The sequence below is a fragment of the Bacillus sp. MHSD_36 genome (assembly GCF_030757775.1).
Classification (GTDB): domain Bacteria; phylum Bacillota; class Bacilli; order Bacillales; family Bacillaceae_G; genus Bacillus_A.
Window position 1 is genome coordinate 471788 of the sequence record NZ_JAVBIS010000001.1, and the last position, 16207, is coordinate 487994.

The window sequence follows — 16207 nt, forward strand, 5'->3', positions numbered from 1 at the left end:
GAATTGAAAAGAACGATTGAATTCGTACTAGGTTTAATTGGTGGCATTATAGGAATTATTATTTCCATACTATTAATAGTTGTAGCGTTTAATATTATGGAAGGGTTTGATTATGAACTTTTAGCTTATTATTCTATTATTTTAACGGTTCAAATAGGGTTGCTTATTTTATCATGTTTAGTAAATAAGGTTAATAATAAAGTTTATGGAGTTTGTATGATTGTGATTCCTATAGTTATGTTATTTATGTCATTATTCTTTTTGCTTATTCCAACAATATTACAAATTATGTCTGGTTCATTTGCATTTAGAACACTAAAGTTAGAATCGAATGTAGGATAAATATAATTATTAACGTCTGAATATTATGTTTTTTTGATATTTTCGTTTGCAGTTCAAATTAACATAAGGTACAAAGTTATACGCTTTAGGAGGATAAATAGATGATTATTTGGTCTGGTTGGGGTTTTTTAGTCGCAATTATTGTAATTATTAATACTCTTTTGGGTAAGGCTATCTTTGGAACTATAACGGGGGACGCTACATATTTTCAAGACCATAGTTGGCCAATGGCGGTAATGTTTATTATATCAGGGGTTATGTCTTGGTATTTAGGAAGATATATTAATAAGCCAAATGGGAAAGTTTATATAGATGCCGAAACTGGTGAAAAAGTTATGTTTAACAAAAAGCACTCACTATTTTTTATAAAGATGGAATATTGGGGACCGATTTTAGGAATTATTGCGATTGTAACTTTAATTACAAAATAAAAAAGAGGGTGGGTATAGTAAGAGTAATCTATTCAAGTAAAAGGAGAAATCAGTCATGAATACAAAGAAACTACTAGGGGTAGCAGTTCCGGTCATGTTGTTATTTGGTTGTGGAGTGTCTGAGAAAACGAACACTTCTAAACAGGAGAAAACAGAAGAGTCTAAAGTAAAAGAATCGAAGTCTAATAGTAAGAAAGAAAAAGTTTCAAAGGAAGACTATCCTAATAAAGTGTATAAATTAGGGGTAGAGTTTGATAAGTTGTTTGCGGAGCATAACAACATTACGAGAGAGGTTTTTGACGGTAAGAAAAAGAAATCAGATATAGTAGATAGTGTGAAAGAATTAAATAAAACGTTAGATAAATTCGAGTCGATAGATCCCCCTGCAGAGTATGTAAATCAACAAAAGGATTTTGAAAAAGCAATTAGTTATTTTAGAGAGTCTTTTTCTTTAATCAATGAAGTATTCACCCGAAAAGAAAAAAGAGAAAAAGGCGATAAGACTGATAAAGAGTTAATGGAGAAATCCGAAAAGTTAGTGAAAGAAGGAGATATTTACTGGCTTAAGGCATTCAAAGACCTTGAAGGGGATATTAAAATCGGTGACGGTACAGTATCTGTGAAAGATTTGAAAGAGTTAGATAAGAAAGCTGGAATTAATACGGATAACGTTATGAAGAATGTGAAAGATGGTACGGAATTAATTGGTAATTGGGGATTCAAAGGAACAGACGGTTTCATTATGTCACTTATTCTAAAAGGTGATAAGACATTTGAAACGTATGGTAAAGGTGAGTATCCAAATAAAAAGAATTATATTGAAGGAACTTGGGAATATGATAAGGAAGCTTTTACAATCTATTTACATCTCAATAAACGTTTAGTAGACGGTGTAGAAGAGACAATTCAAAAAAAGAAAATAGCATATAAAGTTCAAGATTATGATGGAGAAAACTTACGATTATTTAATGAGGCTTCATTCAATACAATTAAGTATGTGAAGCAAAGGTAAAGTTATGTAGGACTAGGTTTAAATGGCCTGGTCCTTAATTAAATTGTGGGAATGCAACTAATATTTTATCGTTGGCTTTGCCTATTTTATATCATGTTATTTTTTAATAAATTGATAAACGGAATTTAAATGTAAGTATGAGGAGTTGCTTATAAATGATAAAGGAATTTACTAGAGTAGTACTAACTACGGTGATGCCAATTAGTCTTATCATGGGTTGTGGGAACGCTGAAAAAAATAAAGTACAAGAGGCGAAAGCGGCACAATCGGAGAAAAAGGATTATACGGATTACTCATATGGAAGCAAAGGTATATTAGTAAGTGGAAAAGCGAAAGAACGTCAACAATACGAGGTTGGATATATGGATGAAAATAAGTTAATTGGGATTGACGAAAATATTGAGGACTGTATTGTTTTAGACAATAAAGATGAAGCGGGTCTTGTTTGGAAGCAAATAGAGCGTGGATCTATTATTGAAGTACAATATGGTAAGGACCGCAATGATATCGTAGGCGTACAATTAGTAAGAGATCGTGAGTCATACGAAATTAGTGATAAGTTTGATCGAAATACGATAAATGAGATTGTCGAAAACGTTAAAGGGAATTTGTAATAGATGTATTTCGATAGTATAGGATTCCTTATCATGAAATTGTGAATCAACGGCATTTTTTATATGAAAATGCCGTTGATTTGTGTTGAAAAATAAGTACTTTTGACGACATTTGCAATTGGTTATAAAATAATGTCTATTAAGGGATTTTGTGGAAGGTATAATTCACCTGCTGGGGATAAAATGAAGTGTTTATAAAAAGGCGGAATGAACATATTTTTATACATAGTAGATTCATAGTCTTTCACGAATGAGAAAATAAAGGGAAGTTAGGATGCTTACATGAACTGTGTAGGTATTTCATACAGCAATGAATATTAAAAAGCGAGTAATCACACTATCAACAAGTTTAGTAATGTTAGGGAGTGCACCTTTAGCGATTTCAGCAGAAGAGATAAACAAATCTCATACTGACTAGCTTAGTATTGCCCAAGAAGAACGTGGAACAAGCGGGTTCAGTTATTCGAATTTCAATCTAGAAACTCCAGATTACATGCAAATTAATGAGGCAGAAGTATCAGAAAATGAGAAAGTTCTTCTGGCAGAATATAAGCATAAACATTCTGAATCAGAAGAATTACATAAAATGAAAGAAGCGAGCAATTTGATTCAAATGAATTTAATCCAGCCTAGCTTGGAGTTAGTCGTAAATGGTGGCGGTATAAACATACGTAGCGGTGCAGGAATTATTAGCGGTCGTGGTGGTGGGATTTTTGATCCGAATGCACCCATCACTCGTGCATCTATCATGATTGACAACGCATTACAGTATAAAGGTGTTACAGGTGAATTAGTCGCATTACCATTTAGGGATAAACATTTAATCACATACAAACAGCCTACAGATAGTTACTGGTGTTGGAAATATAATGGTACAACAACTCGTGGTGAGGCAGCTGCCTTTTTAGTGAAGATGTTAGATGCAAGTCAAAAATAGAAAGAATGGTAAAGGAGCTATCCAACATGATAATTTGGAACAGCTCCTTTTTATCCCGCTTTAATGGGCAGTAAGACCCCCACCTCAAAATTCAGCCAAAGCAAAGAAGTTAGGTGGGGGCTAATAATCAGTGGGGGATGGAGAAACCCCCTACTGATTAAAGTTTCACTTTATTTTAGCCTCTATGAAGCCCCTTCCAAGCCCCTTATAAGCACCTACCAAGTAATAAATCACTAAGAAAAAACAAAACAAAAACAACTACAAGAACAAAAAAGCGCGAAAAAATAAAACCGGCGTTGTAGTAGTTAAAAAAATTTGGAATTCAAATGCAAAAACAAGGCCCCCATTCCTATATGTATATTGAAGGGTTGAATTCTGCCTTTTTATGAATAAAAGGAGGAGGGAAACATATGGCTGTGTACCGTAATGTCCAGGTGAACTTTTGGCAAGATGAATTCATATTAGATTTAACGCCAGAGGAGCGTTATTTTTACATATACTTGTTAACTGGTACGAAAACGAAGCAATGTGGAATTTACGTATTACCGAAGCGTGTGGCAGAGCTTGAAACAGGTTACAGTATGGAGACTGTTGAGAAGCTATTAAATAGATTTGTTGCATACGGGAAGATTTTATATGATGCGGAAACGCAAGAGTTATACATACTAAATTGGCTACACTATAACCCTATTTTAAATACAAATGTAGAGAAGTGTGTGTTACGTGAGCTAAAGACTGTAAAAAGTAAAGAGTTCATACATATGTTTTTACATAAATGTCTGGAAGAAGAATGTAAGATTCCGTTGTTATTAGAACATTTTAGCATACCGAAAGAAGAGGAGAATAGTAGTTTACAGGAAGTTACTGAGGAGAAGGAAGAGATAGAAGAGGATACTTCGCATAGTGAAGTTTATAAGTTTTACGAACAACATATAAGTAATCTATCTCCATATATCGTGAAGGAATTAAAAGAGTGGATACAAAAAGTTTCAGGAGTGAGAGTATTAGAGGTTCTCAAGATTGCGTTTGAACAGAATAAGCGAACATTTGCTTATGTGAAGGGGATTTTGAGAAATTGGTGTAGCGAATATAGTGGAGAAAGGCGTGTAATGGGAAGTTTAGAGAGAAGGAGAAGTGTTTTGAGTAGTGTGTTTTAATTTACATTAATTTAACACGGAATGTATGTTCGTTTTTGTGGTTTTTATGCTATACTACAATTAAATAAGGGTATTTTTATAGTAGATAAAAAGATGCGGGGGAACAAAATTTGACTACAAATACAGCTCAGTTGTTTCAATATGTCTATATGACAGAAGAGCAGGAACAATTATCATTGCGTTATTTAAAAACGAGAGAAGAAGAGATTTTAAATAATATTCAACTAACGACAATTAGAGATCAAAAAAGAAGTGATTTTGCAAATCAGTTTATAAATGATTTTAGGAAAGTATATAAACAAGATCCAGCTTTCTTTCGGTTATTTTATTATTTGTTAGGGGAGCAATTGTTAAATGTTCTTATAATAAGGTTTAAATATGTGGATTTTACTAATATGAAGATTTATTTAGAGAAAAGTGCACTTCCATTGGATAAACTTGTAGTAATTTCTTGTAAATATTTAACTAATATCTCGAGTTATGTAAATGAGGCATATGTTTTTCTTCGAGAATTAATAGATGAGAATCCGAATTATATCGAAGAGCAGCTATTAAAATTATCTAATCAGCAGCAACTATCATTACTTCTCGTAATGTTTGAAGTAGATTATGAGAGGTTCCATACATATAGCTCTTTATTGGACGAAAGATTAGAAGAACATGCTGAATTTATATTGAATTTGAATGGAGAAAAGGTAAAGGTTGAAGCAGTTGAAAGATATATAAAAGGTGAGAGTGATAGGGAATTATTTTTAGGTGGAAATTTACCAGAATATATTTGGCGACTATTATTTAGCATTCATCAGTATTCAAATATTGCGAGGCGGTATGTTGAAATATTAGCGAAGAAAAACGTTTGGGGTTTTATGAATTATGCTACGCGTTACGTGTGTCAAACTCTCAATCAGCCTCAAAACTATAAACGAACAGGGAGTATAAATAAGAAAACCTATAATGAAATTCAAAATTTTTGTAAACAGTTTTGGATTTCTGAGGAAAGATTCTTTGCACATCGTTTAAGGCAACATAATTTAAACAATGAAGAATTTTGTAAGACGTATGAATATGAAATGTTATGCTCTGTGGCGGAAGAAAATCCTGAATTTGTTCAACGTACTTTGCAATATGTAAGTAAAAGTAATTACCTCATAATCGCCCGAACGTTAGCTGAAAAAGGACATGAGTTAAATAGAGGGAGAATGCGAGAAGAATTTTTTGTCGCTGCTTTGCAACTTAAGTTGTCGACGGTGCGGGATACGTATCGTGATTATTTACTCGGAAAATTGTCATTTGATGAAATGAAACAAATACTTAAAAATCCGAAATATAGAAACATGTATTGGGATATGCCAGTTTTAGAAGTTGTACTTCTTTGGGATATAGATGATGTGGCAAAAAGAGAAGCGGCACTCACCTTGCAATTTGGAGATGTGCATAGTGTTTATTTATATGAACTTCTGTATGAGTGTTCAGCTAGAGGGATAGAACCCGAAAAAATAATAGAAGATCTATTTTCTTACGGGCTAAGTAAAGAAAAGCTGATTGATTATTCAGTTGAGCAAGCCTCACATTATGTAGAAGAGAGAAATAAAGCGAAGGAAGCACTCGTTACGATCATTATAAAAGAACAGGCATACATAATGGAACGATTTGATACGTATTCTGCTGAGGCAAAAGCATATATTTTGAATGAATTAGCAAGAGATAACAAGGTTGAAATACGTCCGATTTTAATTAAAAACTTAGGTGATTCATCTAAAAAATTACGTAAGTCTATAGTTGAACTGCTTTCAAAAGACATAGAAGCGGCAGAGGATGTAGCGCTAGAACTTCATAATAAAAAGAAAATTGTTCGTGAAAATGTGATGAAAATACTACTAGCGTATAAGATTGAAACATATACGCAACTCGTACAGGAAGCATTGAAAGAAAAGAAGAATGCCTCTTTGGCCGAGAAGTTTGCTCCATTACTTGGAGTGGGAAGAAACTCAGAAAATATAGAAGAACTTTGTGACCGTATCGTAACGGAACAAAAAAGAAATTCACTTCTGCAATTGATTGGGGATGAACCACAAATCCGTCTTCGTCATTCAAATGAAGTTGCCGATGCCACAATTTCATTAGCTTATTTACAACAGTACATTTCAGATTCAGTCATTGAAAAGAAAGAAGCAGCTGAAATAATTGGTAGTAGTTTAAATGAACAAGACTTGAAAGAATATGTGCAAGCAATATATCAAATATGGATTTCTCAAGATGCAGATGTGAAGAAACGCGGTATTCTCTCTTTATATGGAATATATAGTGATGACAAAATGGTCGGTATACTTAAAAAGCAAATCGATGAATGGGTACTAGATATGAGAGGAAAGATTGCAGCAGATGCTGTTCGTGCTCTAGGTTTGTCTTCATCTAAGCTTGCACTTATGTCTATTCATGCAATGGCATTTAAATATAAACATAAACAAGTGCGTAATGCGGCGAAAGAAGCACTAAGTCTTGCTGCGAAAACACGCGGTATAACGGAAGAAGAGCTGGAAGATCAACTAGTACCAGATCTTGGGTTTAATATACGTGGTGAGAAGAAGATTGATTTTGGGAATAGATGCTTTACTGCTATTTTAACGTCTGAGTCAAAAATTGAATTGGAGACAGAAGAGGGAAAACGTGTGAAGTCACTACCAAAGCCAAATGCAAAAGATGATATAGAAAAAGCTGAATTAGCTAAGCAAGAGTTAGCCGCTTTAAAGAAAGAGCTTCGAAATGCACTTTCCATACAGAAACAACGTTTGGAAGCTGCTTTATCATTAAAACGCTATTGGTCATATGATACGTGGAAATCGGTATTTTTGGAAAATCCAATTATGAAGCGATTTTCCACTTCACTTATTTGGGGTGAGTATGCGGAAGGAAAGTTACTGAAAATGTTCCGTTATGCAGAGGATGGTACGTTTTATTCAATAATAGGAGAGAAGCATGAAGCTTCATCTGGAACTGTAATCGGTTTAATTTATCCGCTAGAATTATCTGGAGCGGAAAAGGAAATGTGGAAAGAGCAACTGGAAAATTCGAAAATTGTCCAGCCATTCCTACAAGTTGAACGTCCAGTGTTTGTAGTGGAGGAAAATGATAAGGTTACTGTTGAGAGATTTGGCGGTATTTTATTAAATGGTCGCTCATTATTTGGTAAGATGACGAAACTTGGGTGGATTCGTGGATCGGTTCAAGATGGCGGTGTGTATTATACGTTTTATAAAGAAGATACTCGCACGGGGTTAGGGGCGCAACTGTCATTTAGCGGCGCACCGATTGGCTATGAAGATGAAGAAGATATATGTGTGTATGACATTGAATTTTATAGGGCAGGTACAGTCAACCGAGGTTCATATGAATACGATGAAATTGATGATGAAAGCCGCATTGTACCAAAACAAGTAGATAAACGCTTCTTTAGTGAAATATTATATAATGTGCAATTAGCGACCGATTCAAATCTTGGTCATAATGAAAGCTGGCGTAACAAACGTTAAGAAAACCCTCTTCATTTGTAGAAAATGAAGGGGGTTTTTCTACTTTTCTAAAAGGTTCTTCCTTAAATAGAAGCGAATAGTTTGAAAAGGGAGGGGTTATATATGGAAGTCGTCATAAAGAAGAAACGAACTAGAGGGAAGAAAATTTTTATTTGGTGTAGTAGTATCGTTCTTTTGTTAGTTATTTGTACAGCGATTTTTTTAAACATATATACGCTTAGTTCTGTGCCAAAGATAGATGGGACGATAAAACTAGAGGATTTACAACATGCTGTTCAGGTAAAGCGGGATAGTAAAGGGGTACCGCATATTAAAGCGGAAAATGCACATGATTTATATTTTTCGCAAGGGTATGTACAGGCGCAAGATCGTTTGTTTCAAATGGATTTAAGCAGAAGGCAAGCTTCCGGAATGTTGAGTGAAGTTGTAGGGGAAGTAGCTGTTGATCGAGATAAGTTGTTTCGAACGCTCGGATTACGGCGAGCAGCTGAAGCGTCTGTTAGTCAATATGACGGGGAAGCGAAATATGCGCTGCAGTCATTTGCTGATGGGGTAAACGCTTTTATACGCGAGGCAAAAGAGGAAAAGAAATTGCCAGTTGAGTTTACTATATTAGGATATGAACCTACTGAATGGTCCATTGTTGATACGTTAACAATTGGAAAGTATATGGCGTTTGACTTAGGGGGACATTGGCACGGACAAGCGTTTCGATATTGGGCGCTGAAAAATTTACCGAAAGAGCAAGCAAATGAGCTATTTCCTACATATCCGAAAGATGCGCCTAGATTGCTAGCTGAACTGGAAAATACAAATGTAAATGTAGCACAAAGTTTTGCAAAAACGATCATTCCGCCAGAGTTTAATGGTAGTAATAACTGGGTCATAAGCGGAGAGAAGAGTGCGTCTGGTAAGCCAATTTTAGCGGATGATCCTCATCTATCTCTTGCGACACCTTCTATTTGGTATCAATCGAAACTTGAAATGAAAGATTTACAAGTGAGTGGTGTTATTTTCGCTGGAGTGCCAGGTGTTATATTAGGTCATAATGACAAAATAGCATGGGGCGTTACGAATACTGGCCCTGATGTGCAAGATTTATATATTGAGAAGAGAAATCCTAATAATGAAAATGAATTTTTGTATAACGATAAGTGGGAAAAAGCTACAGTTGTTGATGAATCTATTAAAGTAAAAGGTGGGAAAACAATTCCGTATAAAGTGACGGTTACGAGGCATGGTCCAGTTATTTCAGAGTTTGCGGATAAAGGGAAAGAGAAAACGAAAACGGTATTCGCTTTGAAATGGACTGCTTTGGAGCCTTCCGCTGAATTAAAGGCTGTATTAAATATGAATAAAGCGAAAGATTGGAATGAGTTTGAAACGGCACTTCAAGACTTTCATACACCAACTCAAAACTTTGTATTTGCATCAAATGACGGCACAATTGCTTATAAAGCGAACGGAAATATACCAGTGCGTAAAAAAGGTGATGGTAGTTTACCAGTGCCAGGATGGACAGACGAATATGAATGGGAAGGGTATATCCCGTATGATCAACTTCCAAAAGTAATCAATCCAAAACAAGGGTTTATTTCAACTGCGAATAATAAAATTGTGGATGATAACTATCCGTACCATATTAGTAATACGTGGGCACAGCCATATAGGCAAATGCGTATTCAAGAGTTTTTACAAGAGAAGGAAAAGTATACGGTGAAAGATTTAGAAGGGTTACAAATGGATCAAAAAAATTTATACGGGAAAGAATTTGCTCCTATATTGTTAAAAGAGTTAAATAAAGCATCTTTAAATGAAGTAGAGAAAGAAGGCGTAAAACAATTAACGAAGTGGAATTTTTATGATAGTAAAGATGAAGCGGCGCCATTACTATTCCATTTGTTAATGAAAGAGATTTCGAATACGTTATTTTCAAAAGAAATACCGAAAGATGTGATGGAGTTATTTGAAGGGAAGTCACAAGTTGTTGATGAATTGATTCGAAAAGAAGTAGCAGGAGAAAATAGTGCTTGGTTTACGAAGTACGGAGGCTTCACGAAAGTTGTGCATACATCGTATGAAAATGTAATGAAGAAATTACAGAAGGAATATGGACCCAATGTTGCGGAGTGGAAGTGGGGCGATTACCATCAACTTGCTTTTACACATCCAATCTCAAAATCATCTAGTATGTTAGCATTACTAGCATTTAATCGTGAAAAACCAGTTCCGATTGGCGGAAGCCAAGTTACCGTTCAAGCAGCGAGTTACGGAGATAACGGTATTGTCAATCATGGAGCTTCATGGCGATTCGTAATTGATACGAAAGATATGTCAAACGGTTATCATATCGTAGGGCCAGGACAATCGGGACATTTTAGAAGCGATTGGTATCATGATCAAATCGATGATTGGGTAAATGGAACGTATCATACGACTACATTGAATACGGAGGGGATAGAAGGTAAGGTGTTAAGTTTACAACCGAAATAATGTTTGAAGAGGCTCTTACTATAGGTAAGGGTCTCTTTTTTGCTGTGTGACAAAATTTGACAAAAAATTCTGTAGAACTTTGTTATAATTTTTTTTGGAATATTTTGTTTAAGGTTTTACAGCAATAGTGATACATGTATTCTAAATTAAAGGGTTTTATAGGGGGATAAATACAAGAATGAACGACATGGAGAAATATCGAGAGAAAATTAAAGTGATTTCTTTTGATAGAGAAAAAAATCAAATGGTTGAAGTGGAAGAGAGTAAAATAACTTTTGATGATGTTGGCGGAATGGAAGATATTAAAAAGAAAATCAATATGGACTTTATTATGCCGATTAACAATCCAGAGTATTTTCAAGCTTTCGGTAAGAAAGTAGGAGGCAGTTTATTATTTTATGGGCCGCCTGGATGTGGTAAGACATTTTTAGCGAGAGCAGTTGCAGGTGAGATAAACGCTAATTTTATTCATTTAGAGTTGCAAGCAATACTATCGATGTGGTCAGGAGAAGCAGAGAAAAATTTACATGAAGTGTTCGAAGAGGCAAGAAAAACAAAGCCTTGTATTTTATTTATAGATGAGTTAGACGCATATGGCGGGAATAGACAGAAGATGGGTGCTCATCATCAAAGAACGTTAGTTAATCAATTGCTAGTGGAGATGGACGGAAGCAATTCTTTTAATGAAGGTGTTTATATAATTGGGGCAACAAATACACCATGGTATATTGATCCAGCGTTACGACGACCAGGCCGTTTTAATTCACTTGTTTTTGTGGCACCACCAAATAACGAGGAAAGACTGACAATACTAGAGTTGAAAACAAAGGATAAACCGAGAATGGAATTGCAGTTAGATTTTGTTTCGAAGTATGCAGAGCATTTTTCAGGAGCAGATTTAACATATTTAGTGGAAGATGCTATTAATGAAGCTATTCAACGTTCATTTGAAACGGGACAGTTACAACCCTTATCCAATGAAGATTTATTAAAAGCAATGAAAAAACGGCAACCGACAACTTTAGACTGGTTCTCAACCGCAAAAAATTATGCAACGTTTAGTGATGTAAATAAAGATTTTGACAAAGTATTAGAGTATATGGAAGAACACCAATTGAAATAAATGATATTAGTTTGGAGGGAAAGGAATAGATGGAAGAGCAACTTAGGAGAATCTCGCACTTATTGAAGCTTGGTGATGTTGAGCTAGCAAAAGAAGAAGCGGAATGGATGATTAAAGAAGATCCAGAAGATGCTACTGGTTATATTTGTTTAAGTCATGTGTACTACTTTGGATTACGACAAATTGATGAAGCAAGTAAATATTTAGAAGAGGCACTAAAAATAGATCACTTAGATGAAAATGTTTTATTAACAGCGTTAGATATTTTTTATGCGCAAGAAAATTTTAAGAGATTAAAAGAGATAGCAGAAATAGGGATAAAAAATTATCCGGAAGAAGGAGTATATTACTTTTATGTGGGTGAGGCAAAAGTACATATAGAATCGCTTAATAAAGGTATTACATACTATAACAAAGCGATAGAGTTAGAACCTGAAAATGATATGTATGTAGGAAGATATGCTTTTATTCTTTTAAGTTATTATCCGAAACGAATAGAAGAGGGTATAAAGGCGGAAAAACGTGCGTTAGAGCTGAATCCAGAAAATGTAACAAATCTAGTCTCTTTTGCAAATGTAGCAAAAGAAAAAGGGAATTTTAAAAAAGCAAGAATGCTAGCTGAAACTGCAATACGATTAGAGCCGAATCATGAAGGTGCCTACAAAATTTATAGAGATACAATCGGAACGAAAAATAAGTATTGTGCTTTTATGGCAAGTTTTACGTATACATTTTGGAATTCATTTTCTAAGTTTTGTAAAATATTTTCGTTTACAAGTAAGAAGAGTCTTAAATTATATTATATTTTAGTTGTTTTAAGCCTTTTAGGATGGATAATCCTCCCTGTATATTTAACAGGTTGGTATGCCGGTTCCGTGTATATAGTTATTTTTATGATGTATATCATTTCATCTATTATAAAAGGGCGGATTCATAAAGAAGTAGGATTAGGAACACGCTTTGATGCTGAATACAATGTGAAAAAAAATAAAATCATTCGAAATCGTGAAATTTCCAATATGGAAAGTACAGTTAAAAAAGGAGAAGCTACTACTATTCCAGCTGCGAAACTATCAAAAGAAGAACTGGAAGCACAGCTAGAGGGCTTTTGGAGTAAAGGAACTGTGTATGAGGGGCAGCAAGAGGTTGCTGCAGCAGTGAAAGAACCAGCTTTATCATCAGCTGAACATAAAAAGATTCAATCATATTCAGATATTGAATCACCAAAATATAATAAATGGTATATTTGTTTAATTGTCGTTTTATCGATCTCCTTTATATTTAAAGTTGGGAAATTGTATAATTTAAATAATACAAATGCGGTGAATACGACGCCAAAAATGAGTCAAGAAACGAAGGATATTATTGTAGAGCAGCAAGATAAAGCGCTCAAAGATAAAAAAGAATCGTTCGATAAGTTAGAAGTAGTAACTGTATTATACGTATTAAGAAAAGGTGATTGGAATGGAAGTACAATTGAGGGAGCTATAGAGAAAAGTTATGTACCGGTTATGTTAGAAAAAGTAGGACAACCAGCCGGGGAGAAGTTAAAAAAAGCAACTCCTATGAAAATATATAAAGAGGATACAAGAACGTATGTATTACTTCAAAATGGAGATAGCTCTTTTATAATTGAAATAACAGCAAGAAAGTTAACTCATATTTACGGTGAGAGCTGGAATAATGCGCAAGAAGAGATGCAAAAATATGAAGAGCTACTAGGGAAAATAGAGTCACAAGGCGTTGAAGCAGGGGGGATTTAGCATGAGTATTAAAGTAGTAAGGGCAACGGGAATGATGGGAGGAGCAGCAAGAGTCGCTGTAAAGGTAGATAATGAAGTAGTAATGAAACTTGAAAATAATGAAGAATATACGCTTCCTTTTGAGGGAGATGAAGCAAATATAAAAGTAAAACAATTCTTTTTTGGGAGTAAAGAAAAGAAAGTAAAGGATGGCGATATAGTAGAAATTAAGATTAATAGTATCGCCATTTTATTCATGATTGTGTCAATAATGGCTGTTGCATTTGGCTCTTCAATTGGTATAAATATAGTTATTTTTGGTGTTATTGGAGCGTTAGTTACGTTAGTATATGGATTGAATAACTGGTTTAGTTTAGAAGTTAAATAAGTATTGTATCTGTTTTGTGTTAATTCATTTCATTTACTATACATAAAGTGTAATTATTTTTAATAGAGGACGGGGAGAATCATTATGAAGAAAATAATTGTAGCATCTAGTTTGGCGTTAATAGTAGGTTTGACAACTGGTTGTAGTAGTGAAAAAACAAGTGGGCCTAAAACTACATCTGTACAAAAAGAAAAAGAGTTAGTAGCGAAAGACATTTTTAAAAAAGCGGGTGATAAATTAAAACAAGAAGAATATCTCACTTTAACGTCTCTTATGTCAATGAAGGGGAACAGCCAATCAGAAGAGATTAAAATGAACATTCAAATGGAGCCAAAACGAAAGAATTCTAGAGCGGAAATGAAAATAAGTGGAACAGATATTGTAACGTACGAAGTAGATGGAAAGGTCGCTGTTCAAGTGAAAGACCCTGGTACAGGAGAGTTAGTTACGATACCTAATGATCAATTTAATGTTGATGACGTAATGGTAAGTAAAAATTTACTTAATGAGTTAGATTTACCGGAAGATTTAGCTAAAAAAATGAAAGCAAAGAAGGAGGGAGATACATATAAGCTTACACTCGACTTAAAGGGGAAAGAAGCAGTAGATACATTACAGAAAATTAATGGAGATATGAAAAAATTAACGGACGGATTTAATATGGATGCGTTCACTGTTGAATATATCATAACGAAAGATTATAAATTTGAAGAGATGCGTACAATTATAAATGTAAGTGAACGTAATACAGATAAGAAATCTAGTGCGGATAAAGAAAAATTGGATACAGTTGTGAGTATAAAAATTGATTCATTTGAAAAATTTGATCCAATTAAGTTGCCTGAAGGAAGTCAATAAATTCAATCATATAAAGGTAAAAAAGGAGCGGAAATACGCTCCTTTTTTTATTTACCTTACTATTTTTAGGAGGTTAGTATGAATAAGGTGTGGATAAAGGGTGAATAGCATTTTTATTGATGAAATTTCATTAAATATTCTTATGGAATATATGTGAAACATTGTATAAAATAATCAGGAAAGCCAAAAATTATAGGGGGAAAGTTGTGAAGAAAAATAAGAGTTTAATAAGTTTTTTAGGAGTGTTTATTATGCTGTTTTCTTTTTGTTTTCAAGGAAATGTACAGGCAGATGTAAATACTGTTCAATCTGGGAAAATCAAAGCAGGAAATGTAACGGTATGGGAAGTTGGAAATGTGGCGAAAGTGTTAGCTGATGTAGAGCGCTTAAATTTAAATACAGTAAATGTACCGATTCAGGTAGATATTCCGAACGTGACTTCTACGAACATGGTAATTAATCAAGCGCAAAAGCAACAGGCTATTCTTTTAATTCAAGAATTATTAAAGCGTAATATTCAAGTTATCGTGGAACCGTTCCCGTATATTCAGCAAGGAAATGTTGGGGAAACGGAATGGAATCCGAGTAATATTAATGATTTCTTCTGGAATTGGAAAACGGTTATTTTGCAAGATATCTTTCATTCGATTACAAGTAAATACAATGTGTACGGAATCAAGATTGCTTCTAATTTCGTGAATATGGAATATGCAGAAGGATATTGGAGCGATACGATTGATTTCGTTCGTCAGCAGTATAAGGGAAATGTTTTGTATCAAATGAATTGGTGGTTAACAGCAAGTTGGGATCCTTCTTATGAAGCGAAGTTTGTAGAGAAAATCAATCGTCCGTATTTAAAAAAGGTAGATATAGTTAGTATCGATAGTTGGTTTGAAGTTTCGGGAAAAAGAAATCCATCATACGAAGAAGTAAAGCAAAGTTTATTTGCGACGACAGTGTATAACCGTGGGCAAAATGTTGTGCAGCAGTTGGAACAATTACATAAAGCAACAGGAAAACCGATTTACTTTGGTGGATTTAACGTTCCGGCACGTGAACTTGGACTGCAGAATCCGTGGAATCCAGATGTTTCAAATGTATTTTCAAAAGACGTACAATTAAACGGATGGCGCGCTTACCGTGATGTATTAGAACCGAAACCATATTTTAAAGGTTTTTCAATTTGGTTTATTGGCTCTCATAATAGTACGCATGCGTATCAAATACATAGTAAAGAAGCAGAAACAGTTATTAACGGCTGGTACCGAAAATAATTTTTATAAAATAGGTAAGTTTTGAATTTTACCACATATATTTCTAGTGAAAGGCCTTTCACCATCTTATCACCTAGGGGGCAATCATAATGAAATTTTTGTCTTACCTTACAGTAATTTTGGTGATTCTTGGCGGTTTGAATTGGTTGTTTGTAGCGTTAGATTACAATGTAGTTGAGAAATGGTTTGGTTCTATGCCGGCGCTTGTGGACACTATTTATTGGCTCATTGGTCTTTCTGCTATTTATCAAATTTTTGATCGGTTCTTCACGGACAATTAGCAATTATACTTTATTACTAGAGTGT

Annotated in this window: 14 protein-coding genes and 1 pseudogene; all 15 read left to right on the forward strand. The window is 34.4% G+C overall.

Annotated elements, in window-relative coordinates:
* The first annotated feature begins 3 nt into the window (after positions 1–3).
* Positions 4–342: a DUF4064 domain-containing protein gene (locus Q9B79_RS02500; RefSeq protein WP_088122617.1), complete on the forward strand. Its 339-nt coding sequence runs from the start codon at positions 4–6 to the stop codon at positions 340–342.
* Between the two features lie 101 nt (positions 343–443).
* Complete coding sequence (locus Q9B79_RS02505; RefSeq protein ID WP_306182496.1) at positions 444–773, forward strand: hypothetical protein; 330 nt, start codon at positions 444–446, stop codon at positions 771–773.
* Between the two features lie 55 nt (positions 774–828).
* On the forward strand, positions 829–1785 hold the full coding sequence (locus Q9B79_RS02510; RefSeq protein ID WP_306182497.1) for a DUF3994 domain-containing protein: 957 nt from the start codon (positions 829–831) through the stop codon (positions 1783–1785).
* 155 nt (positions 1786–1940) lie between these two features.
* A complete protein-coding gene (locus tag Q9B79_RS02515; protein ID WP_306182498.1) occupies positions 1941–2399 on the forward strand; it encodes a hypothetical protein in 459 nt (152 codons plus the stop codon).
* Between the two features lie 310 nt (positions 2400–2709).
* Positions 2710–2997, forward strand: a pseudogene (locus tag Q9B79_RS26935) (S-layer homology domain-containing protein); the annotation flags it as partial.
* Positions 2998–3012: 15 nt separating this feature from the next.
* Positions 3013–3336 carry an S-layer homology domain-containing protein gene (locus Q9B79_RS26940; RefSeq protein WP_372339538.1) on the forward strand — a complete coding sequence of 108 codons (324 nt, stop codon included), beginning with the start codon at positions 3013–3015 and terminating at the stop codon, positions 3334–3336.
* 410 nt (positions 3337–3746) lie between these two features.
* Complete coding sequence (locus Q9B79_RS02525) at positions 3747–4493, forward strand: DnaD domain-containing protein (protein ID WP_306182499.1); 747 nt, start codon at positions 3747–3749, stop codon at positions 4491–4493.
* A 110-nt stretch (positions 4494–4603) separates the two neighbouring features.
* On the forward strand, positions 4604–8023 hold the full coding sequence (locus tag Q9B79_RS02530; RefSeq protein ID WP_306182500.1) for a DUF4132 domain-containing protein: 3420 nt from the start codon (positions 4604–4606) through the stop codon (positions 8021–8023).
* 102 nt (positions 8024–8125) lie between these two features.
* Positions 8126–10516: a penicillin acylase family protein gene (locus Q9B79_RS02535; protein ID WP_306182501.1), complete on the forward strand. Its 2391-nt coding sequence runs from the start codon at positions 8126–8128 to the stop codon at positions 10514–10516.
* A 178-nt stretch (positions 10517–10694) separates the two neighbouring features.
* Positions 10695–11639: an ATP-binding protein gene (locus Q9B79_RS02540; protein WP_000999215.1), complete on the forward strand. Its 945-nt coding sequence runs from the start codon at positions 10695–10697 to the stop codon at positions 11637–11639.
* A gap of 29 nt (positions 11640–11668) precedes the next feature.
* Complete coding sequence (locus Q9B79_RS02545) at positions 11669–13402, forward strand: tetratricopeptide repeat protein (RefSeq protein WP_306182502.1); 1734 nt, start codon at positions 11669–11671, stop codon at positions 13400–13402.
* A gap of 1 nt (position 13403) precedes the next feature.
* The gene (locus Q9B79_RS02550; protein WP_306182503.1) at positions 13404–13769 is read left to right on the forward strand and encodes a hypothetical protein; all 366 of its coding nucleotides are present in this window, start codon (positions 13404–13406) and stop codon (positions 13767–13769) included.
* An 84-nt stretch (positions 13770–13853) separates the two neighbouring features.
* Positions 13854–14627 carry a DUF6612 family protein gene (locus Q9B79_RS02555; protein ID WP_088081053.1) on the forward strand — a complete coding sequence of 258 codons (774 nt, stop codon included), beginning with the start codon at positions 13854–13856 and terminating at the stop codon, positions 14625–14627.
* 206 nt (positions 14628–14833) lie between these two features.
* Positions 14834–15901, forward strand: coding sequence for a glycoside hydrolase family 113 (locus Q9B79_RS02560; RefSeq protein ID WP_306182504.1), 1068 nt, complete (start codon positions 14834–14836; stop codon positions 15899–15901).
* Between the two features lie 89 nt (positions 15902–15990).
* Positions 15991–16182: a DUF378 domain-containing protein gene (locus Q9B79_RS02565; RefSeq protein WP_000670803.1), complete on the forward strand. Its 192-nt coding sequence runs from the start codon at positions 15991–15993 to the stop codon at positions 16180–16182.
* Positions 16183–16207: the final 25 nt, after the last annotated feature.